At 37.6% G+C, this 22,828-nt stretch carries 19 protein-coding genes; 13 read left to right on the forward strand and 6 right to left on the reverse strand.

Features of this window, described 5'->3' with window-relative positions; all coding sequences use genetic code 11:
• Positions 1 to 4: 4 nt before the first annotated feature.
• Genes AVFI_RS00960 through AVFI_RS00985 form a run of 6 tightly spaced genes read left to right on the forward strand, consistent with a single transcriptional unit; the run spans position 5 to position 7,032 of the window.
• Complete coding sequence (locus AVFI_RS00960; RefSeq protein WP_188863282.1) at positions 5 to 1,111, forward strand: TDP-N-acetylfucosamine:lipid II N-acetylfucosaminyltransferase; 1,107 nt, start codon at positions 5 to 7, stop codon at positions 1,109 to 1,111.
• A 6-nt stretch (positions 1,112 to 1,117) separates the two neighbouring features.
• Positions 1,118 to 1,987: a glycosyltransferase family A protein gene (locus tag AVFI_RS00965; RefSeq protein ID WP_054776078.1), complete on the forward strand. Its 870-nt coding sequence runs from the start codon at positions 1,118 to 1,120 to the stop codon at positions 1,985 to 1,987.
• 22 nt (positions 1,988 to 2,009) lie between these two features.
• On the forward strand, positions 2,010 to 2,816 hold the full coding sequence (locus AVFI_RS00970) for a glycosyltransferase family 2 protein (RefSeq protein WP_188863281.1): 807 nt from the start codon (positions 2,010 to 2,012) through the stop codon (positions 2,814 to 2,816).
• Entirely contained in the window at positions 2,813 to 4,690 is a 1,878-nt protein-coding gene (locus AVFI_RS00975; RefSeq protein WP_188863280.1) for an acyltransferase family protein, read from the forward strand. The genes AVFI_RS00970 and AVFI_RS00975 overlap by 4 nt, the downstream gene beginning before the upstream one ends.
• A complete protein-coding gene (locus AVFI_RS00980; RefSeq protein WP_054776083.1) occupies positions 4,668 to 5,732 on the forward strand; it encodes a glycosyltransferase family 4 protein in 1,065 nt (354 codons plus the stop codon). Before AVFI_RS00975 ends, AVFI_RS00980 begins: the two co-directional genes overlap by 23 nt.
• Before the next feature lies 1 nt (position 5,733).
• On the forward strand, positions 5,734 to 7,032 hold the full coding sequence (locus AVFI_RS00985; RefSeq protein WP_155656857.1) for a capsular polysaccharide export protein, LipB/KpsS family: 1,299 nt from the start codon (positions 5,734 to 5,736) through the stop codon (positions 7,030 to 7,032).
• Positions 7,033 to 7,063: 31 nt separating this feature from the next.
• Here the strand turns inward: AVFI_RS00985 and AVFI_RS00990 are convergent, their stop codons facing one another.
• Positions 7,064 to 8,296 carry an exopolysaccharide biosynthesis polyprenyl glycosylphosphotransferase gene (locus tag AVFI_RS00990; protein WP_054776084.1) on the reverse strand — a complete coding sequence of 411 codons (1,233 nt, stop codon included), beginning with the start codon at positions 8,294 to 8,296 and terminating at the stop codon, positions 7,064 to 7,066.
• A 169-nt stretch (positions 8,297 to 8,465) separates the two neighbouring features.
• Here AVFI_RS00990 and AVFI_RS00995 point away from each other — a divergent pair, with 169 nt between their 5' ends.
• The 3 genes from AVFI_RS00995 (at position 8,466) to galE (ending at position 12,039) form a co-directional block, all read left to right on the forward strand.
• On the forward strand, positions 8,466 to 9,632 hold the full coding sequence (locus AVFI_RS00995; RefSeq protein WP_069595028.1) for a nucleotide sugar dehydrogenase: 1,167 nt from the start codon (positions 8,466 to 8,468) through the stop codon (positions 9,630 to 9,632).
• Between the two features lie 270 nt (positions 9,633 to 9,902).
• The gene (locus AVFI_RS01000; protein WP_188863279.1) at positions 9,903 to 10,856 is read left to right on the forward strand and encodes a DHH family phosphoesterase; all 954 of its coding nucleotides are present in this window, start codon (positions 9,903 to 9,905) and stop codon (positions 10,854 to 10,856) included.
• A gap of 175 nt (positions 10,857 to 11,031) precedes the next feature.
• On the forward strand, positions 11,032 to 12,039 hold the full coding sequence (gene galE, locus AVFI_RS01005) for a UDP-glucose 4-epimerase GalE (RefSeq protein WP_054776085.1): 1,008 nt from the start codon (positions 11,032 to 11,034) through the stop codon (positions 12,037 to 12,039).
• A gap of 577 nt (positions 12,040 to 12,616) precedes the next feature.
• Here galE and gpmM read toward each other — a convergent pair.
• The gene (gene gpmM, locus AVFI_RS01010) at positions 12,617 to 14,149 is read right to left on the reverse strand and encodes a 2,3-bisphosphoglycerate-independent phosphoglycerate mutase (RefSeq protein ID WP_054776340.1); all 1,533 of its coding nucleotides are present in this window, start codon (positions 14,147 to 14,149) and stop codon (positions 12,617 to 12,619) included.
• A gap of 361 nt (positions 14,150 to 14,510) precedes the next feature.
• Here gpmM and AVFI_RS01015 point away from each other — a divergent pair.
• A protein-coding gene (locus AVFI_RS01015) for an IS3 family transposase (RefSeq protein WP_139073841.1) occupies positions 14,511 to 15,682 on the forward strand; the annotation gives its coding sequence in 2 pieces (ribosomal slippage) (positions 14,511 to 14,781 and positions 14,781 to 15,682; 1,173 coding nt in all).
• Between the two features lie 71 nt (positions 15,683 to 15,753).
• Here the strand turns inward: AVFI_RS01015 and AVFI_RS01020 are convergent.
• Positions 15,754 to 17,118 (reverse strand): MATE family efflux transporter, encoded by a 1,365-nt coding sequence (locus AVFI_RS01020; protein WP_188863851.1) that lies wholly within the window; start codon positions 17,116 to 17,118, stop codon positions 15,754 to 15,756.
• 469 nt (positions 17,119 to 17,587) lie between these two features.
• Here AVFI_RS01020 and AVFI_RS01025 point away from each other — a divergent pair, with 469 nt between their 5' ends.
• Both AVFI_RS01025 and groL read left to right on the forward strand, forming a co-directional pair.
• Positions 17,588 to 17,878, forward strand: coding sequence for a co-chaperone GroES (locus AVFI_RS01025; protein ID WP_005417156.1), 291 nt, complete (start codon positions 17,588 to 17,590; stop codon positions 17,876 to 17,878).
• A 77-nt stretch (positions 17,879 to 17,955) separates the two neighbouring features.
• Positions 17,956 to 19,602 carry a chaperonin GroEL gene (gene groL / locus AVFI_RS01030; protein WP_005417158.1) on the forward strand — a complete coding sequence of 549 codons (1,647 nt, stop codon included), beginning with the start codon at positions 17,956 to 17,958 and terminating at the stop codon, positions 19,600 to 19,602.
• Between the two features lie 505 nt (positions 19,603 to 20,107).
• Here groL and AVFI_RS01035 read toward each other — a convergent pair.
• Both AVFI_RS01035 and tpiA read right to left on the reverse strand, forming a co-directional pair.
• On the reverse strand, positions 20,108 to 20,458 hold the full coding sequence (locus AVFI_RS01035) for an endonuclease domain-containing protein (RefSeq protein ID WP_005417160.1): 351 nt from the start codon (positions 20,456 to 20,458) through the stop codon (positions 20,108 to 20,110).
• A 362-nt stretch (positions 20,459 to 20,820) separates the two neighbouring features.
• Positions 20,821 to 21,591, reverse strand: a complete 771-nt coding sequence (gene tpiA / locus AVFI_RS01040) for a triose-phosphate isomerase (RefSeq protein WP_011261058.1) — start codon at positions 21,589 to 21,591, stop codon at positions 20,821 to 20,823.
• A gap of 268 nt (positions 21,592 to 21,859) precedes the next feature.
• Between tpiA and AVFI_RS01045 the strand changes: the two genes are divergently transcribed.
• Positions 21,860 to 22,204, forward strand: coding sequence for a 5-carboxymethyl-2-hydroxymuconate Delta-isomerase (locus tag AVFI_RS01045; RefSeq protein ID WP_063669809.1), 345 nt, complete (start codon positions 21,860 to 21,862; stop codon positions 22,202 to 22,204).
• A gap of 14 nt (positions 22,205 to 22,218) precedes the next feature.
• On the opposite strand, the gene AVFI_RS01050 is transcribed toward AVFI_RS01045, so the two are convergent.
• Complete coding sequence (locus AVFI_RS01050) at positions 22,219 to 22,572, reverse strand: DUF3135 domain-containing protein (RefSeq protein ID WP_012532863.1); 354 nt, start codon at positions 22,570 to 22,572, stop codon at positions 22,219 to 22,221.
• Positions 22,573 to 22,828 lie beyond the last annotated feature (256 nt).

Here is a 22,828-nt window from a genome sequence, read left to right on the forward strand (position 1 = left end):
TGTGGTGAAATTAGTACACTTTATATTAGATAACAAGTTTACTGTAAATGTATTCGAGAACTTTGATTGTGTCAAAAATGTTGATAATAAATATGTTTGTCTTTTAAATAGAGATCAATCTAGTGTTCAATATATATCTGATGAATATGAAGATGTAATATATTTGAAGTTGAAAGATATTAAAAGCATAGAATATTTACTAGACGAAGCTACATATATAATCATCCATTCTTTGAATGTTAATCATGTTAAATTTATTAATATGTACCCTAAGCTTAACTATGTATGGGTCGGTATGGGATTTGATTATTATGATATGTTATCAAATGGATTATTTTATAAATATTCTTTAAAATATAAAAGATTAGGTAGCATTAAATCTAAAATTAAGAATTTTATTAAAGTTGATTTTCTTTTCCGCTTAAAAAAACACAAGGCAATATTAAATATAACTCACTTTTCACCAGTTTTAGAGTCTGAGTATCATTTGCTAAGTAAAAAGTACAAGCACTTGAAATATATAGCGTGGAATTACGGTGCGTCGGCAAAAATACTTAATAAAAATATGGTTGTAGATCCTCAAGGGGAAAGTTTATTATTGGGTAATTCTGCAGATCCGACCAATAATCACTATGAAGTTTTAGAATGCTTACATAAACTTCAATATAAAGGAAATATCATATTGCCTTTATCTTATGGTGATTTTAAATATAGGGAAAAACTGTTAAGTGATATTTATAATTTCGATTTAAATATAACTCCAATATTCGACTATATGGATAAGGATGAGTATTTTGATATTTTGAAAAAATGTAATGTGATTATTATGAATCATAGAAGGCAACAAGCTGCGAGTAATGTGTTTGTTATGATGGCTATGGGGGCTAAAGTCTTTCTGAATTCAGATAGTTTGCTTTATGGTTTTTTCGAAAGTAATGGGTCTGCTATATTTAATATCAAAGATCTTTCAATTAAACATCTTACTAATGATTTAACGATTGAACAGAAAGAAATAAATAAAAAATTTATTCTGAAAAATTTCTCTCAAGATGCAATATTTATGAGAACTCGAGAATTCTGTAATAGATTGTCAAAAATGAGTGAACGGTAGATATTAATGAAATATTCAATTATTATTCCACATTTTAACGACTTTAAATCATTAGAAAGACTTTTGAATTCAATTCCTTCAAGGGATGATATTGAAATTATTGTCATTGATGATAAAAGCACTGATGAATATGATCTTGATAGTATCAAGTCTAAGTGTATTTTCTTAAATAATGAAACACCTATTAAAAGTGCAGGTACATGTCGAAACATTGGATTAAAGATAGCTAAAGGGAAATGGCTATTATTTGCTGATTCAGATGATGTTTTTTTGAACAATGCATTTGAAGTGTTTGATTCATATTCTGAAAGTATTGATGACATTATTTTCTTTAAATCAAAAAGCTTAATTGAAGGGTCTAATAATATTTCTGAACGAAATGTGTATTTAACGAATTTGATTGATAAAAATTTAAATGAAAATGATGAGTCAATTAGGTATATGTATTTCCCTCCGTGGGGGAAATTAATTAAACATAAACTGGTTAGTGAAAATGAAATTCTATTTGATGAAGTAATCGCATCAAATGATGTTATGTTCTCACTAAAAACTGCTTTATTTGCAAAGAAAATATCATCAGTTAATGAAACTGTTTATTGTGTTTATAAACGTGTTAATAGTTTGACTACGACACATTCTAAGACTAATAGAAGATCAAGGCTTGAAGTTGCATTGAATAGAAATGAACTTCTTTCTCAATATGGTCTTAAATATTATCAATTTTCTTTCTTATCAATTGTTTTAAATTTTAAAGATGTTTTTACAATGAAACTATTTGTAAAGTTCTTTAAATCAATTGTTCTTTTTAGGCAAAGAATGTTACCTAATAATATTTCGATAAAAAAAATAAAAGATTTCTTATCTAGATGGTTTTAATATCTAATAATTTGAGCATGTTATGAAGTTGATTAGCGTCATTATTCCAGTAAAAGATAGAATTACAGAACTGAAACGAACATTAGACACTGTTCTTAATCAAAGCTATGAAAATATAGAAGTTATTGTTGCTGAAAATAACAGTAAATTCCCAGAAGAAATAGAAGAGTTGATTAAGTCCGAGTATGGTGAAAATGTACACTACCTAAAAGTTCATCCATGTAAAAATGCAAATATTGCTAGAAATGCTGGAGCTAATGCTTCAAGAGGAGAGTATGTTGCATTTTTGGATTCTGATGATGAATGGGAAAGTGATTATTTAGCTTCGTCATTAACTCATTTAACTGAGTGTGATGTGGATTTTGTCTATTCCAGTGCAATTATTAATGATTCAGTAAGTTTAAAAACGGTAACCGCACGTAAGTTTTTGGCTAAAGAAGATCCTGTTAATTACCTTTTTGGAAAAAATCGAGGTTGGGCTCAGTCTTCTTCTTTTTTTATGACGAAAGATGCTTTTTTAAAGGTTAGTTGGGATGAGTCGCTTGGTCGCAATCAAGATTTAGATTACTTTATCCGTTGTTGTGATAGCTTAAAAGTTGCATGCATGACAGATGCGAAAACGACAATTAACTGGGTACTTGGTGAAAAAAGAACTATCGATTTTCATTCAATGCTTGTTTTCTTTGCCCGTTATACAAAAAGAATGAATGTAGTAAGCAAGATTAGATTTTTCCTAATTTATTTTCGTCTTGCAAAGTCTATAGGTGATTTTAAAGATTTGAGTCAGTTTTTAATGGTTAGTTTTGGATTAAATAAGAATAACAAATGAAGACTTTTCGTTCAGATATTAATGCCCTGAGAGCACTTGCTGTTATATCAGTTATTATTTATCATATATCACCTATGACATTAAAAGCAGGTTTTATTGGGGTTGATATATTTTTTGTTATTTCTGGCTTTTTAATGTCTCGTATTATTTTTATGCGTAGTGAGGAGGGACGATTTAATCTTAAAGACTTTTATCTCGCTAGAATACAAAGAATATGCCCTTCATTATTATTTACCGTGTTTTTGGTGTTATTTGTATGTTTCTTTCTTCTTTCGCCTAAAGATTATAAGCAGCTTTCTATTGATTCTATCTCTTCTCTATCTTTTGTCTCTAATGTTGTATATTGGAAAACGTCTGGATACTTTGATACAGCCTCATTAAGTAAGTGGTTGTTGCATACATGGTCTTTATCTGTTGAGTGGCAGTTTTATCTATTTTATCCTTTACTTATACTTGGTGTAATCAAGTTCACTCCTAAAGATAAGATTCATAGTGTTATATGTTTCCTTGTTTTATTTTCATTTGTGATTAATTTAATAGTATCTGAACTTTTTCCAACAACAACTTATTATTTAATTACAACAAGAGCATGGGAAATGCTTTTAGGCTATATGGCCTATAAATATTCGCTAAAAGAAAATAATAATGCTCTTTTAATTACAGCGATTATATTATTTTTAATTTCTTATGTGATTATTGATAAATCATTATTATGGCCTGGTTACTTTGCAATACTTCCGACTATTGCGACAGTTTTTGTTATTATTTCCTCATCTGTACCTAAAAAGATATCTGAAAATAAAATAGTTGATTACTTAGGTAAAAGCTCTTATTCACTGTATCTTATTCATTGGCCTTTATTAGTCTTTTATAACTTTTTTCTATTAGAGCCTGTTTCATGGCATTTTATACTGTCTCTTTTGGCTATTTCTCATTTTTCATATTCTGTTGTTGAGAAAAAAAGAAGCTTAAAATTCATTTCTATTTCATATTTCATTATTATTTCATTTGCGGTTTTCATATATTTAACTAACGGCATTTACAATAGAGTTGAATCAAAATATCAATATAATCAAGATGAAGAAATGTTATTTAAATATGGTGGCGATGGGTTTCCTTCAAGTCAGGTTAACTATTTAGCAAAAGATCGTAGCGTTGATTACATTTTCTTTGGGGATAGCTATGCACAACAGTATCTAGGTGGTTTTGTTGATAAGGCTAAACAAGAGGGGATATCTTTAAATCTGGTTACTTATTTCGACCACGGTTGTTTAGTGTCGCCATCTTTAACTCGTTTCAATCAAGGTGTTGAGGATACGGATTGTACCAATTCATTTTCTAAGGTAGAGCAATTAGCTGCACAATATCCTTTGGCTGACATCGTCATTGGTTCTATGTGGACATATCAAACTAGTCATAAATATAAATCCAATAATATGGACTTCAATAAGTTATCTCATGATGAGTATTTTGATATTTTATCGGATCAACTTGATGAAATTAAAAGTATGTTAGGTAAAGATAGAAAATATTATTTGATAGGTGTTCCGGTTAGAGATAGCAATCACTCTGCTCAATGTCTAGGTGAAAGTGGACTGTTTTTCTCTAAAGAATGTAAAAATAGTACACCTTTTAAACAGATGGAGGTTAATTCATTCTTAAATGATTATGTAGCTCATCAGGAAAACGTTTATTTTATTGATGTAGCTGATTCTTTATGTGATGACGTTGTTTGTAAGACCATTGAGGGGCGTTTTCCAATTTTTAGTGATGGACATCATTTATCACGCTTTGGTTCAGCATATTTAGCTCCATATGTATTATCTCATTTACCTAAAATAGCTAGAGAATATGAAAGTACTTTATCTCATTAATGACATCACTATGCCTGGAGGGCTGTCTACAGTTACTAAGGGACTTGCAAGGGATCTTTCTATCTCTGAAGACATTGATGTAAAGGTTATTTCTGCCGCTCATAAATATGAAAAACCAGATATTCATAATGTGAGTTATTTAGATCTTCCTCCTTTACATGGTAGAACAGTTCTAGGGAAAATTTCTTGGTATATCTCTTTGAGTAAAAAGCTTAGAGAGTACGTTAAAAGTGAGAACCCTGATGTATTGATATCTGTTGGGACAGCAATGAGTTTATTCATTGCATTATTTAAAATTAAAGGTAAGCGAACGTGGGCAGCTGAACACACTGCTTACTCTAATAGTAGTCTGATGCGTAGAGTTATACGAAAGTATTTATATAAAAAATTTAATACTCTTGTGGTTCTGACGAATCGAGATAAAGAAAGATACTACGATAAAGAGCATAATGATGTACGTGTTATTCCTAATTATACTCATTTTGCTACAAGAGAAATTGAAACTCAGCATGAATACAATAACTTGCTCTATGTTGGTCGTTTTACGGATACTAAAGGTATTGATTTATTATGTGATATTACGAGTTCATTTCTACTTAAGAATAAACAATGGACTTGTACTTTTATAGGTGAAGGACCAGAACAGCATCAAGTAGAATCTTTGCGTAATGATGATCGTATTGGTCATCAGGTTAGCATTTTACCTCCGACTGATGTAATTGATGAATATTACAAAAAGGCGAGCATTTTGTTGTTAACTTCTAAAAATGAAGGTTTTCCAATGGTTTTAATTGAAGCATTATCATTTGGAATACCTGTTGTTTCTTTTGATTGTGAAACAGGTCCTGCTGAGATTATTACTGATACTAAAGATGGTTTTTTGATCCCTTTATTTGATACTTGTTTATTTGAAACCAAGTTATCGGATTTAGCTTCTAATGAACTTTTACGAAAAGAGATGTCAAAAACAGCTTTAAATAAAAGAACCTTATTTAGCAAAGACACTATCATCAACAAATGGATAGAAGAACTAAAAAAATAGAATGAATATACTCTCATTAGACTCACCTTACTCTCCCTTTTTTTCTCAGATAATATCGACTTTTGATGAACCTGTTTCGTTTACTGCAATTTTCTCTAAGTGCGGTTATAAGCACTATTTTTCAGGTTCTAAAAGCAACTATATAGGTTGTATTCTTAGAAAGCATAAGACATTTACTAATGATGATCTTCATTTAGCGCAGTGGTCAAATAATCATTATTCTGCTTATGTTAGAAAGTTTGAAAATAGAGAATTATCACGTAGTGAATTAGAAAACTTTGCTAAGTTTGCTAATTACTTTCGACATTATCTAAAATCAAAAAAAATCGATTTTGTTATGATGCATAATGACTTGCGATGGCACCACGCTATTGCTCGTGAAATATGCATAGAAGAGAGCGTTCCTTTTTGCGTAAGTGAGTTAGGTCTATTTCGACCTTATACCATGACCTTGGATTTTCATGGTGTTAATGCAAATTCGAGCATAACTACTCTTGATATTGATTTTTCACAATTTGGGAATTTACCTGATAAGCCATTTGATGTTCCTGATAAGTTTTATGGACATGAAAGTAAAAAATCTAAATTGAACTTTGCGTATTTTTTAATTTTAAACAAATTAGGTGGTTTATTAGGTTTCAACTCTCCTATTTTACATAACGCTTTTAAGATTCGACCTTATATCAAGCGTTTTTGGGAGCAAAGTGTTAAGCCTCGATTTAACCAAAGCGCATCATCTGTTCAACTTGATGATTTGCCGAAAGGGAAATATGTTTTCTTTCCAATGCAATTAGAAAATGATACTCAGTTTTTAATTCATAGTGATTTTTCATCGAATCAAGAACTTTTAAATCAAGTTGAAAAAGCATTTTTAAGTTCCACGTTGGCGGCAGATCATACTTTAGTTGTTAAGCTTCATCCAAATGATTTGGGGGCCTACGAATCTAGCCCTGACACGGTGTTTTCTCGATTTAATACAACTGAGCTAGTAAATAATGCATGCTCAATTATTTCGGTTAATTCTACAGTGTGTATGGAAGCATTAGAGACAGAGAAACCTTTGTATGTATTAGGTAGAGCTTTCTTTGCTCGAGGAGATGTATGTGAACCATGCGATATTAATGAATTATCCTCTGCATTATCAAACCCTAAACCTGTCAATGTGTTAGCTCGGAAGGGGTTTATTCATTATTTAAAATATAACTATAGTATTCAAGGTGCAGGTTTTAGTTTTACACTAAATGAATTAAAGGTAATAACAGATAAGATACAGGGTGTAATAAAAGGAAGAGTAAAATAAATGCGTTCTAAAGAACGCATTTATTTTCGGTTTACTTAGCGCCAAATCCAGTCATCATTGTTTTTATTGTTTTAAGAACAATATTCATATCCAACCAGAAAGATAAATGTTTGATGTAATATAGATCATGCGCTAATTTCTCTCGTGTTGAGTCAGTATCATCAGCATAACCTTGCACCGTTTGAGCCCAGCCTGTAATGCCTGGTTTTACCATATGACGGTAGCCATAGAATGGGATTTCTTGTTCAAATTGTTTAACAAAACTTTCTTGTTCTGGTCTTGGACCTATTAGTGACATTTCACCTTTTAGCACATTGAAAAATTGTGGTAATTCATCAATACGAACTTTTCGAATGATTTTCCCTATTTTCGTAACTCGAGCTTGTTCTGCTGTAGCAAATTTATCTTCGTCTCCAGGCTGCTTTACAGTCATGCTTCGGAATTTATAAATTTTAAATGTTTTCCCACCTTGTCCAACGCGTTCTTGAATAAACATGGCTGGACCTGGATTTTCTAATTTTATTAGAATGGTAGTGATTAGCATCACCGGCAATGTGATGGGAAAGAATGCAATGATTAGTAGGGATTCCCAAACTCGCTTTACACCGTGGTAGATAGGGTTCGGAATCAATGTTCCGATTGCATTCTCAGAAAGGTGACTTGTTTTTACCTTTCCTTCGACCATTTCTCGAATGCTTTCTGAGTGAAATACGGGAATATTATTAATACTACAATCAGCAACAAATTTTTCTTGAGTCGGTGTTAGTTTATTATGTAAATCAACAACTAAACCATCTTGTATATCTGTCATTGAAAGCGGTTCTGGAAGTAATGATAATTCAACACGGCCGTTCTTTTTATCGAGTGAAGTAATATCAAAATTATTGATTGCACCTAGTTTTAGCCTTTCTTTACTCTTTCTAATACTAGCAGAAAAATACATCCAAAATAGGTGAGTGCAAAAAGCGTAAACTAAGATCTCACGCGAGTAATCAATTCGAAAAAGCAGAATTAAGAGCGTTACTGTTAAGTAGACAGATGTGAGAACGGGTAAAATATAATACTTACGATCAACTAAAAGGTAGTTTGTTATTTTAGGAATAGTAACGGATGTAATGATATAAGCTGCACTAACAAGCCAATAGCTGTTAATAACCGTAATTGGTAAATGTGTTCTTAATCCTGTGGCAATATAAATAAACAAGATTGTGCCGATGACGCCTAATCCATGACATACAATTGAATTTTGTAATAGCTTTCTCACATTGATATACCTAGTAGTTACGAACTATTTATGCTAACACATTGATTAAACTTTGCAGAGTATACTTTGTTCGTAATTTGTTATTTTTATGGGCAGATTTCATCCTCGCCTCTAATGTCGATTTCTTTTATAATCAAATTAGTTAAAATTCCCTACAAGGATCATAAGAATGAAAATAGCCATTGCCGGTACAGGCTATGTTGGCCTATCAAATGCAGTGTTGTTAGCACAACATAATGAAGTGATTGCAGTTGATATTATGGCTGAAAAGGTTGAGTTGATTAATAATAAAAAATCACCTATTTCAGATGTGGAAATTGAAGATTTTCTGGCTAACAAGGAACTGAATCTTACAGCAACACTAGATAAAGAATTCGCCTATAAAGAGGCTGAATATGTAGTGATTGCAACGCCAACTGATTATGATCCTGTGACGAACTATTTTAATACGGGCTCTGTTGAAGCTGTAATTAAAGACGTTATGGTTATCAACCCAAAAGCGGTAATGGTTATCAAATCGACAGTTCCTGTTGGTTATACTGAACGTATTAAACAAGAATTAAACTGTGAGAATATTATTTTCTCTCCTGAGTTTTTACGTGAAGGTCGAGCTCTTTTTGATAATTTACACCCATCTCGTATTATTGTTGGTGAGCAATCTGAGCGAGCTCAGGTATTTGCTGATTTATTGGTTGAGGGGGCGATAAAAGAGAACATTGAAGTATTACTGACGAATTCAACTGAAGCTGAGGCTGTTAAGTTGTTCTCGAATACTTACCTTGCGATGCGTGTTGCTTACTTTAATGAGTTGGATTCTTATGCTGAGGCGCATGGTTTAGACGCTCGTCAGATTATTGAAGGCGTTGGTTTAGACCCTCGTATTGGTAATCACTACAATAATCCATCATTTGGTTACGGTGGTTACTGTCTACCAAAGGACACTAAGCAGTTATTAGCGAATTACCAAGAAGTGCCGAATAATATTATTGGTGCAATTGTGGATGCTAACCGTACTCGTAAAGATTTTGTCGCTGAATCTATCATGAAACGTAATCCAAAAGTTGTGGGTATTTATCGTTTAATCATGAAAGCGGGTTCTGATAATTTCCGAGCTTCTTCAATTCAAGGCATTATGAAACGCTTGAAAGCTAAAGGCATTGAAGTTGTCGTTTATGAACCAGTATTAAAAGAGGCGGATTTCTTTAATTCTCGTGTGATTGAAGATTTGGCTGAGTTTAAGCAAGTGTCTGACGTGATTGTTTCAAACCGTATGATGGAAGAGTTATCAGACGTTGAGAGTAAGGTTTACACTCGCGATTTGTTTGGTAGTGACTAAAATTAGGGATGCTTCGCTGCGAGAGGCGAGGACGAACTTCGTCCTATAGGGGCGAGTAAAGACTTAAAAGCAAGAGCGGACATAACTAATTGGTTGTGTCCGCTTTTTTTATTTTGAAGAGTAAAGTGAGATTTCAGGGGGCTCGCTTTTGATTTTCCTGAAACCTGAAACCTGAAACCTTTGCGCGTAGTGCCTTAAAGCTAACCTTGACTCCCAATCAGGACCGTAGGACCATAAGACAGCACTCTTGTTCTTCAAAAGGATTGATACATGAACTACGACATCTTCAATGGTGATGCCGATGGCATTATTGCACTTCTTCAACTTCGATTAGCTTACCCTCAAGAATCTGTATTGGTTACAGGTGTTAAACGTGACATTAATTTAGTAAAGAAAATTGATGTAAAGCCAGAAGATAGTTTAACTATTTTAGATATCTCTATGGAAAAGAACATGGCAGATCTAGAGGTTGCTTTGGAGTCTAGCGCGGAAGTGTTTTATGCGGATCATCATAGATGTGGTGATATTCCTGAGAATGAAAATTTATCTGCTCATATCGATTTAGATGCAAATACGTGTACAGCATTAATCATTGATAAATTATTGAATGGTCAGTTTCATTATTGGGCAATTACGGCGGCGTATGGTGATAATTTAATTACTAAAGCCGACGAGTTAGCTGATACCGCTGGTTTATCTTCTGAGCAAAAATCTCAGTTAAAAGAGCTTGGGACATTAATAAACTATAATGGGTATGGGGCAAAAATCGATGATTTGCACTTTGATCCTGCTGAGTTATATCAAGCATTAAGACAATATTTGTCACCCTTTGATGTTATTAAAGATAAAGCATCACCTTTCTATCAATTACAAAGTGCTTATCAATCAGATATGAATCATGCATTATCTATAGAGGCTCTGCACAAAAGTGAGAAACTGGCTTTGTTTGAGTTACCAAATACTGCATGGGCTCGTCGAATTAGTGGTGTTTATGGTAATCTTTTGGCTAATAGAGCACCAAATTCATCGCATGCGGTGGTAACGTTGAACGATGATGATACTTATACTGTCTCTTTACGAGCACCGTTAAATAATAAGCAAGGTGCAGGAGAGATCTGTAGCTCGTTTGCAACCGGTGGTGGTCGAGAGGCTGCTGCTGGAATTAATGCATTGCCAAAAGAGAAGCTCGCGGAGTTTATTCAAGTGGTTGAGGGGAAGTATTAGAGTGAAACTAGAAACTATACGTTGCGCTAACTAGAGACTATAGGTGCAGGTATAGCTGGTGTAATAATTAAGCCTATCAGTATAGGTGCTTTTGATTTTATAGTCTCTAGAGCTAAGCGTTCTAGTTAGCGCAGCGTATAGGCTATTATCAAATTATTTAAAATAGAGAAATATAATGAATATTTTAGTCACTGGCGGAATGGGTTACATCGGTAGCCACACATGTGTACAAATGATTGAGGCGGGCTTAACGCCGATCATTTTGGACAACCTATACAACAGTAAAGAAGTCGTACTTGATCGTATTGAAGCTTTGGTTGGTGTAAAGCCTAAATTTTATCAAGGTGATATTCGCGATCCAAAAATTTTAGAAACCATCTTTGCTGAAAATCAAATTGATAGCGTGATTCACTTTGCTGGTTTGAAAGCCGTTGGTGAGTCTGTTGAAAAACCAATTATGTATTACGATAACAATGTATCGGGTACCTTGATTTTAGTTGAGGCGATGCGTAAAGCGGGCGTGAACAGTATTGTATTTAGTTCATCTGCAACGGTTTATGGTGATCCTGCATCAACACCGATCCGTGAAGATTTCCCAACATCAGCAACGAACCCTTATGGGCGTAGTAAGTTAATGGTAGAAGAGTGTTTAACGGATATTCAAAAAGCACATCCTGAAATGAGTGTAACGCTATTACGTTACTTTAATCCAGTTGGTTCTCATAAGTCAGGAACTATGGGTGAAGACCCTCAAGGTATTCCAAATAACTTGATGCCATTTATTTCTCAAGTGGCTGTTGGTCGCCGTGAATTCTTATCTGTATTTGGTAATGATTACCCAACGGTTGATGGTACTGGCGTTCGTGATTATATCCATGTGGTTGATTTGGCTGATGGTCATTTAGCAGCACTAAAATACAAAGGCCAAGAAGCCGGCCTACATATCTATAACTTAGGTACGGGTAATGGTAATAGTGTTCTTCAGATGGTAATGGCTTTTGAGAAAGCTTCTGGTGCGAAAGTGCCATATAAGATTGTAGATCGTCGTCCAGGTGATATTGCGGAATGTTGGGCAGACCCAGCTAAAGCTCGTGAAGAGCTGAAGTGGGAAGCGAAACTGTCTCTTGATGATATGACTGCGGATACATGGCGTTGGCAGTCGAATAACCCTGAAGGGTATTAGGAACAGGGCGTTTTGCTTCGAGATGCGAGGACGGACTTCGTCCTCGAGGGACGAGTAAGAGCAAGATTTCAGGATTCAGATCGGTCGCAGGCTCCCTTTTAGGGTTCAGGGGTGATCGTGGTGGTTGCAGTGAGCACGGTACTGTTCCTCCCCTTGATAGATGTATTGTTGAGATTAGAGATGTTGATATAAGGGGAGGCTAGGAGGGGTTGTTAGTGATGGAGTTTAGTTTGTCTTTATCATTAAATATGGTGTAACCAACCCCCTCTAACTCCCCCTTGTATTGACGGTATCGATCTCATAGCTATAGCGTCTAAGGGGGAGAACCTTCTTTGGTGCAGTTAGTTCCGCTCACACCTCTGAATTCTGCAAGCGAAGCGATCTGAACTCTATTACCTCTAAAATAAAAATGCCCACAGGCTACAAACCTGTGGGCATTTTTATTTTAGTATTCATAGAGGCTAGAAACTATATGCTGCGCTAACTAGAGACTATAAGAGCAAAAGCGAATACAGCTTTTGCTTTTGATTTTATAGAAGCGAAGCGGTTTAGTTTCTAGTCAGCAAAGCGTATAGTTCTATTTAAAAAGAACTTCACCAGACATCTCAGCAGGAATCGCTGTATCTGTTAGAGCTAGCATAGTTGGAGCTAGGTCAGACAGTTTACCGCCTTCTTTAAACTCAACCGCTTTGCTACCTACGTAGATTAGAGGTACTGGAAGGTTAGTGTGAGCTGTGTGAACGCCGCCTGTTTCAGGGTCGATCATCATTTCAGCGTTACCGTGGTCAGCAGTGATAAGTAGTTGGCCATCAACTTCTTTGATTGCGTCAACCACTTTACCGATACACTCATCTAGAGATTCAACTGCTTTAACTGCCGCATCGTATACGCCAGTGTGGCCAACCATGTCACAGTTAGGGTAGTTACAAACGATAGCGTCGTATTTACCAGACTTGATAGCAGCAACTAATTTTTCAGTTAGTTCAGGAGCGCTCATTTCAGGTTGTAGATCGTAAGTCGCTACTTTTGGAGAAGCAACTAGTTGACGTTCTTCACCTTCAAACTCGTCTTCAATGCCGCCATTGAAGAAGAAAGTAACGTGTGCGTATTTTTCAGTTTCAGAAATACGTAGTTGAGTTTTACCTTCTTTAGATAACCACTCACCGTATGTGTTTTCTAGAGACGCAGGAGCGAATGCACAAAGAAGAGGGATATTTGCTGCGTATTGAGTCAGCATAACAAAATCGATTGCTGGGAATACGTTACGAGCAAAACCATCGAAATCAGGAACGAATGCACGTGTAATTTCACGAGCACGGTCAGCACGGTAGTTCATGAAGATAACAGCATCACCATCAACGATAGCTGCTGATTCTTCGCCTTCCGCTTTGATTTCAGTTGCTTGAACAAACTCATCGTTCTCTTCACGAGCGTAAGCCGCTTCAAGACCTTCAACTGCTGTTGCAAAAGTAAATTCAGCTTTTGCTTCCGTCATTAGTTCGTAAGACTTTTGTACGCGATCCCAGTTGTTGTCACGGTCCATTGCGTAGTAACGACCAATTAGAGAGGCAACACGGCCTTTACCTAGTTTAGCGAATAGCTCTTGGAAGTTTTTCAGAGAGTTTTCAGCTGAACGTGGTGGTGTATCACGACCGTCTAGGAAGCAGTGTAGGTAGATTTTCTCTGCGCCACGCTCTGCTGCCATTTCAACTGCAGCGTAGATGTGATCTTCATGAGAGTGAACGCCACCTGGAGACATAAGTCCCATGATGTGAACGGCTTTGTCTGCTTTAACTGCTTTGTCGATAGCGTTTACAAGTGTTTCGTTTTGTTGGAACTCACCATCAGAAATTGCTTTAGTGATACGAGTAAGGTCTTGATATACAACACGACCAGCGCCGATGTTAGTGTGACCTACTTCAGAGTTACCCATTTGACCATCAGGTAGACCAACGTCCATACCAGATGCTGAAATTAGCGTGTTTGGTTGATTAGCCATTAGGCCATCAAGAACTGGAGTTTTTGCGTTTGTAATTGCGTTATCTGCTTGAGTTTCACGGTGACCGTAACCATCAAGAATAACTAGAGCCATAGGCTTCTTAGCTGACATAAAGGTGTTCCTCGTCAATAACTTAATAAATTCGAATAAATAACTTTGTGTAATTTTACTACAAAGTTTGAAAATGGGCCATAGTGGAGCGAGGAAGAGCAGGATTAAGGTTTCAGGAAGAGCGTAAAGCAAGATCAGAGTTCAGAGGTGAATGGTGGCTACAGTGATCGCAATACAGTTCCTCCCCTTGATAGATGCATTGTTGAGATTAGAGATGTTGATATAAGGGGAGGTTAGGAGGGGTTGTTAGTGATGAGCTAGGTTTCAGGGCGCTGCGCTTGCAGGTTTCAGGGGGACTCGCTTTTGATCTTCCTGATTTGACCCCAATAAAGTGGACACTCGATCACGAGGATTGAGTGACATGAAAATCAAATCACAACGAAAGTTTTCTAATGAGTTCAAAAGAAACGCAGTTCAACAGTCATTAGACTCTCCAGATACAGTAAAATCAGTGGCGATCTCTATTGGGATCGCTCCTCAGCTATTGGTAAAATGGAGAAGCCAGATGACATCTAAAAAACACACAGTAGCGCCCATTCCTAATAAAGGCCCTGAAAAATCGCTAAAAGAACTAGAGCGTGAGGTTGTCGAACTTAAAAAACGCTTAGCAGATGCGGAGTTGGAGAACGATATCTTAAAAAAGGCGACGGCCTACTTCGAAAGACGAAGAGAATAAGATTTGAGTTTATTTCCAAGTACTCAAGCCCAGTAAGGCCGGTAGTAAAACTTTGTCGCTATCTTGATGTGTCCACTTCAGGGTATTATAAGTGGTTAAATAGAGAGCCTACGCTTCGCGATAGATATAACGCTGAATTGAAGTGTTTTTTAAAAGACGAAAGCGAACGTCAACACTGTGTCCCTGGCTATAGAAAACTCTATGAAGCCGCTATCTCTTATGGTTTTATTTGTAATAAGAAACGGATCCAACGTCTGCTTCAAAGTCTTGGTTATCGTTCCAGAGCGAGTAAGAAGAGGCATGGGTGTGCGCCTAAGCAGAAATTAGGCTTTCCAGCTTTTAATTTACTGGACCGAAAGTTTTCAGTATCACAGCCAAACAGGGTTTGGACTTCAGACATTACTCAGGTCCGATGTAGTGAGGGTTGGCAGTACTTATGTGTTGTATTAGACCTTTACTCAAGAAAGGTCATCAGTTGGTCGACGAGTAGGATTAACAACGCAGAGCTTGTAGTTCGTAGTTTAAAGAAGGCTTGGGAAAGACGTAGACCTGATGGTAGTCAATTGATGTTTCATTCAGACCAAGGAGTTCAGTATACGTCAGAGATGACGATGCGTTGGTTGTACAAGAGAGGAATAACAATCAGTATGTCCCGTAAAGGAAACTGTTGGGATAATGCTTGTTCAGAGAGTTTCTTTGCTCAGTATAAAAAGGAATGGATAAGCTGTTTAGGGCAACTATCAAGAGAAGAGATGACAATGCAAAGTCGACTTTATATCGATGGCTATTATAATCCGATAAGAAGGCATGGGACTCTAGGAGGAAAGAGCCCCATAGATTTTGAGTTAAGTAACTAAAACCCCGTGTCTACTTTTAAGGGGTCATATCATCCTTAAACCTTAAACCTTAAACCTGAACCCTGCTCTTCCTAACTCTTCGCATCTCCTCGCTCCTTGAGCGCAGCGTCCTCGAACCTGATTCTTGTTCTCGCATACCAAAACGCACTAATACCACCCATCACATTTCCCATTGCAATCCCGATAAATAATCCTTCCATTCCATAAATTTGGCTGCCAACCCATGCGGTTGGTAATGTAAAAACAAACAACCTCATAAAACTCCAACTGAAAGAATATAACGGTTTTTTCATTGCATTTAAGCTACTTACTAGCACCATAACGATACCTTGAAAGCCGTAGCTAAATGGAACGCAAATAAGGTACATCCACAAACCGTGTTGAACTGCATCGTCTTGACTAAATAAGTGAGAGATCGGAATGCTAAGTGGAACAATCAGGATATAAAGAAAGAGCTGAAAGGCGACAGAGAACTTAATAGCTAGAAATATTGCTTCTTTGACACGTTCAGGTTGTTTTGCACCTAAGTTCTGAGCCACTAATGGGCTTAGTGATGACGTTAATGCCATGATAACCAGCAGCATTAATGATTCGACTCGTTGTGCAGCACCATAAGAAGCGACAGCAACGGTCCCTTGACTCGCAAGCATCATCATTAAAATCGCCCCCGATATTGGGTTTAGAGCGTTAGATAATGCGGCAGGGGAACCGATAGTTAAGATCTGTTTCCAATCAGAAATAAGTGTATTTTTATTTGGTAGAGCAAGCAGTTTTACTTTATGAGTGAGTACATAGAATGAAGCGATAAGAGCACCAAACCAACTGATCGCACTTGCAATAGCTGCACCTTGAATTCCAAGCTCAGGGAAGGGGCCATAACCAAAAATAAGTAGCGGATCGAGAATGCCGTTAATTAGCCCTGCTAGCATCATAATTTTGGCTGGGGTTTTGGTATCACCTGTGGCTCTAATTGCGCTATTACTCGACATCGGAATAACGAGTAAAGGTATGGTTAAGTACCAAATAGACATGTATTCATCAATAAGAGGAAGTAATTTGTCTTCAGCTCCGAGAAGGGTAAAGAGTAGGTCGATGGTGAAGAACCCGAGAACACAAGCAATCAGAATTAAGCTGATGGCTAAGATTAACCCATGAGTCGTTAATTCTGCAGCATGTTTGCTATGGCCTTCACCAAGTAAATGACCTATGGATGCTGACAAACCAACACCAATCCCCATGGTGATGCAGTTTACTGCAAAGGTGACGGGGAAAGTAAAACTCACTGCTGCTAAAGCATCGGTGCCGAGTAAGGAGATAAAAAAGGTATCCACCAAGTTGAATAGCAGAATGGCGACCATACCAAAAACCATAGGCGTCGTGAGTTTACGAAGCACGTCGCTGATAGGTTGAGTTAGTAAACCGTGTTTATCTAGCATGGTTTTCTCGTGTGGTGGTGGGATGGCTAGTGTATAGGAAATAGGGGCGAGATTCGAGGGATTAGGGACTAGGAAGAGCAGGATTCAGGTTTTAGGTTTCAGGAAAAGCAGAGCAGAGTTCAGAACGTTTCGCTTGCAGATTTCAGAGGTGAACACGGTGACTATAGCGATCACAATACGGTTCCTCCCCTTGATAGATACATTGTTGAGATTGAAAATGTTGATATAAGGGGAGGTTAGGAGGGGGTGGTAGTGATGAGCTAGGCTTCAGGCCGCTACGCTTGCAGGTTTCAGGGGAACTCGCTTTTGATCTTCCTGAAACCTGAAACCTGAAACCTGAAACCTCCTTTCTTCTTCAAAAAATTAGCGCTAGAGCCCTTGCAATCAATCCCCTACATCCCCATTAATAAATCAAAGCCAAATTATGGCACCTTATTCTTAAATGGAAAATTATCAGGAGAGACGTCCCATGAATATCCGTCCTTTACATGACCGTGTAATCGTTGAACGCCAAGAAGTTGAATCAAAATCTGCAGGTGGCATTGTACTAACTGGTTCTGCTGCTGAAAAATCAACTCGCGGTACGGTTTTAGCTGTTGGCAAAGGTCGTATTTTAGAAAACGGTACGGTTCAGCCTTTAGACGTAAAAGTAGGTGATTCAGTTATTTTTGCTGAAGGTTACGGTACTAAATCTGAAAAGATTGATGGTAAAGAAGTTCTGATCATGTCTGAAAATGACATCATGGCTATTGTTGAATAATAAGCACTCGTTGAGTAATTCGTTTTTCGAATTTTATTAACTAAATAAATTAAAAGATTTTTAAAAGGAAAATAAAGATGGCTGCTAAAGACGTTAAATTTGGTAACGACGCACGAATCAAAATGCTAGAAGGTGTAAACGTTCTGGCTGACGCAGTAAAAGTAACATTAGGCCCTAAAGGTCGTAACGTTGTTTTAGATAAATCATTTGGCGCACCAACTATCACTAAAGATGGTGTTTCTGTTGCTCGTGAAATTGAACTTGAAGATAAGTTCCAAAACATGGGTGCACAAATGGTTAAAGAAGTGGCATCTCAAGCAAACGATGCGGCTGGTGACGGCACAACAACAGCAACAGTTCTTGCTCAAGCTATCATTACTGAAGGTCTAAAAGCGGTTGCTGCTGGTATGAACCCAATGGATCTTAAACGTGGTATTGACAAAGCGGTTGTAGCTGCTGTTGAAGAGCTAAAAGCGCTTTCTGTTCCTTGTGCTGATACTAAAGCGATTGCACAAGTAGGTACTATCTCTGCAAACTCTGACTCAACAGTGGGTAACCTAATTGCAGAAGCGATGGATAAAGTAGGCCGTGATGGTGTTATCACAGTTGAAGAAGGCCAAGCGCTGCAAGACGAGCTAGACGTTGTTGAAGGTATGCAGTTTGACCGCGGTTACCTATCTCCATATTTCGTAAACAACCAAGAAGCGGGTTCTGTAGATCTAGAAAGCCCATTCATCTTGCTTGTTGATAAAAAAGTATCAAACATTCGTGAACTACTTCCAACTTTAGAAGCAGTAGCAAAAGCATCACGTCCTCTTCTTATCATCGCTGAAGATGTAGAAGGTGAAGCACTTGCAACTCTAGTTGTGAACAACATGCGTGGTATCGTTAAAGTTGCTGCTGTTAAGGCGCCTGGTTTTGGTGACCGTCGTAAAGCAATGCTACAAGATATCGCTGTTCTGACTGCAGGTTCTGTAATTTCAGAAGAGATTGGTCTAGAGCTTGAAAAAGTCGTTCTTGAAGATCTTGGTCAAGCTAAGCGTGTAACTATCACAAAAGAAACAACAACTATCATCGATGGTTCTGGTGAAGAGACAATCATCCAAGGCCGTGTTTCTCAAATTCGTCAACAAATCGAAGACGCAACATCTGATTACGATAAAGAAAAACTTCAAGAGCGTGTAGCTAAGCTAGCTGGCGGTGTTGCAGTAATCAAAGTAGGTGCTGCTACTGAAGTTGAGATGAAAGAGAAGAAAGACCGTGTTGAAGATGCACTTCACGCAACTCGCGCAGCGGTTGAAGAAGGCGTTGTAGCTGGTGGTGGTGTTGCACTTATCCGTGTTGCTTCTAAAGTAGCTGGTCTTGTTGGTGATAACGAAGAACAAAACGTAGGTATCCGTGTAGCACTTCGTGCAATGGAAGCACCTATTCGTCAAATCACTAAGAATGCGGGTGAAGAAGATTCAGTTGTTGCTAATAACGTTAAAGCGGGTGAAGGTAGCTACGGTTACAACGCTGCAACTGGTGAATACGGCGACATGATTGAGATGGGTATTCTTGACCCAACTAAAGTAACGCGTTCTGCACTTCAGTTTGCTGCATCTGTTGCGGGTCTTATGATCACAACTGAAGCGATGGTAACTGATAAGCCACAAGACTCAGGTTCTGCAATGCCAGATATGGGTGGCATGGGCGGAATGGGTGGTATGGGCGGCATGATGTAAGCCATCCCCATAAACCAATTCGCTTGATAGCGTAATGTGTTTGAAGAGCCGAGGCAGAGATGTCTCGGTTTTTTTGTGCTTTGAAACTAGAAGCTATACGCTGCGCTAACTAGAGACTATAAAAGCGAGTATTATTAGCGCGACAATGAATTAGGTTTCAGGAAGAGCCGGTTTTAGAGATGATCGCTGTGATAACAGCGATCACAATACGATTCCTCCCCTTGATTGATGTACTGTTGAGATTGGAGGTGTTGATATAAGGGGAGGTTAGGAGGGGTTGTTAGTGATGAAGTGTAGTTTATCTATATCATTAAATATGGTGCAACCAACCCCCTCTAACTCCCCCTTTTATTAATTATGCTGCTCTCATAATTCCAGTAATTAAGGGGGAGAATCGTTCTTTGTCGCTGTAATTTTAGCGATCATCATCCCGTTCCTTCCCTTGAATGATTATTTATTGAGATTGATGATGGTGATATAAGGGGAGGATAGGAGGGGGTTGTAACTAAATATACTTTTTTATACAAAGAAGCACATTTTCACAGTTATCTAAAACATCTTGATTAGTAAATCTAACAACTCTTATTCCTAAGTTTTTTATAAACAAGTTTCTAATTTCATCATACTTCTGAGCTTCAATAGAAAAATGGCTATCACCATCAAGTTCAATGACTAACTTTCTTTCACTACAAAAGAAGTCAACAACATACTTTCCAATTCCATGTTGCCTTCTAAATTTAACTCCTAATTGCTTCTTTCTTAAATAGAACCATAATTTTTTCTCTGCACTTGGCATATCATTTCGTAAGTTTTGTCGTAGTGTGCAGTATTTCTTCTGATTAAAAATATTCGGCATATTGATTACTTATAGAAAAATTAGTATCAATAAACAGTAAGGGATAAGAAATCAATAGGATGAAAAAATCAGAGTAATTGCGATCATATTCAAAGTTACTTATTAACAACCCCTCCTAACCTCCCCTTATATCAACATAGTCAATCACAATAAATTATTACTCAAGGGGAGGAACAGTATCGTGATAGCTGTAATTACAGCGACCACCTCTGAATCCTGCAAGGGAGCTTGCGACCGATCTGAAACCTGCTCTTAAAACAAAAAAAACCGCAGATGTTTTCACATCCACGGTTTCAAATTATTCACGGAACCAAGTTTTCCTCGTCCCTAGAGCGAAGTGTCCTCGTTCCTAGAATTTATAATTAAGCTTTTGCTTCAGCTGCTGCTTTAGCGATAGCTGCAAAGCTTTTCGCGTCAAGAGCTGCACCGCCAACTAGAGCACCATCGATGTCTGGTTGTGCGAAGTAAGCTGCAGCGTTTTCAGGCTTAACAGAACCGCCGTATTGGATAACAACGTTCTTAGCAACTTCTTCAGATTTCTCAGCAATGTGAGCACGGATTTGAGCGTGGATGCGTTGTGCATCTTCAGCTGTAGCAGCTTTACCAGTACCGATAGCCCAGATTGGTTCGTAAGCGATGATTGCGCCGTTTAGAGCGTCAACGCCTTGAGTGTTGATAACTGCGTCGATTTGACGTGCACATACTGCAACAGTTTCACCAGCTTCGTTTTGAGCTTCAGATTCACCGATACAAAGAACAGGAGTAAGACCGTTTTCTTTTAGGAAAGCGAATTTCTTAGCAACGAACTCGTCTGATTCGTTGTGGTATTCACGACGCTCAGAGTGACCGATGATGATGTGAGTTGCACCGAACTCTTTAAGCATAGCTGGAGACATGTCGCCAGTGAATGCACCGCTGTTGTTTAGATCAGTGTTTTGAGCACCTAGGATGATTGCGCTACCAGCTTCAGTAAGCGTACGCTCAGCAAGGTCTACAAATAGTGCAGGTGGAGCAACTGCTACGTCTACGCCTGTAACGCCTTCAAGTTCAGCGTTAAGACCGTTTAGTAGTTCAACAACCATTTCTTTGCTGCCGTTTAGTTTCCAGTTACCCATAACTACAGGATGACGCATAGGATTCTCTCCAATTCAAATTAATGTAAAAAACTTGCGTAAAAATATAACAGATTTTGCGACAGATTTAGTGTCTAAAATCATTTTTATACCTCATTTTAGTGCTTTTATTTCGGAATGCGAAAAATTATGAGCTGTAATGTAGAAATAAATGGCCGATTTTAAGTGTGATTACTTAGGCACTTTTCTATTGAGGAGATTGTAACTAATTCACTTTCACTGAATGATGGAAAAGTAATCATTTTTGGTACATTAAAAGGACGTTGTTATGCCGCACTTAGTTATGGAATATTCAAATTCAGCAGAAGATAGGCTTAATATGCAGGGCTTATTAGAAGACTTGCATCAAGTGGCTATTGCCTCAGGACTGTTTTCAGCAAAAGATGTGAAATCAAGAGCGGTAAGAGTGCATTCTTGGCTTGTTGGAGAGCAGGGAAATAGTGTCGACTTTATTCATATTACGTTAGAGCTATTAGAAGGAAGAAGCTCTGAGCAGAAGAGAGAGTTAAGTCGTGCATTAATGGATGTGCTTGCTGAACAGGCCAGCCACATTGATAGCTTAACTATCAACGTGCGTGACATGGAACATGAGAGTTTTCAAAAAATAGGTTAGAGCTTTCGTCTTACCTAATGCTTCGTATTATTTGAGGGGCGAGAAGTGGCATTAGGAAATTGAATAATATCTGCAGCTTGATGCTCATCAATGGGTTTGTTGAGTGAATCAGCAAAGCGAACGAATTGCTTTCCAAGCTCTCGCCCTAGAAGAATATTTACATGATTTGGGTTATTGCCTCGCTCAATAATGCGTTCAATATGACTTTGCTGTGCAAGCAGGGGTCCTTGATGTTCTTCCGGAACACTTTCAATAAACTCCATACTTAGTTGATGACGTAATGCTTCCAGTTGTTCTGGATCTTTTTCTGCTAATGCTTTTAGCTCATCAAATGAGGGGATGGATAGGTTGCGATGTGATTGCGGCATAAACTGATTCCTTGTTTTTGCTTTTATAGATTCAGCTTAGTTGAAGTTTTCAGGTTTTGAGAAAGTAGAGCTGGGGGGATTTAATGGGAGTCTCTTTTTTGAGATGAGGGGGTAGGGACGAGGGGCGAGAACGGACTTCGTCCTGCGAGAAGCGAGTGAAGGCAAGAGCAAGGTTTCAGGACGCTGCGCTTACGGCTTCAGGTTCACTCGTTTTTACTTTTCCTGAAACCAAATCCTCGCTTTGGCTCTTATAGAA

Source organism: Aliivibrio fischeri ATCC 7744 = JCM 18803 = DSM 507, assembly GCF_023983475.1.
GTDB classification, from domain to species: Bacteria; Pseudomonadota; Gammaproteobacteria; order Enterobacterales; family Vibrionaceae; genus Aliivibrio; species Aliivibrio fischeri.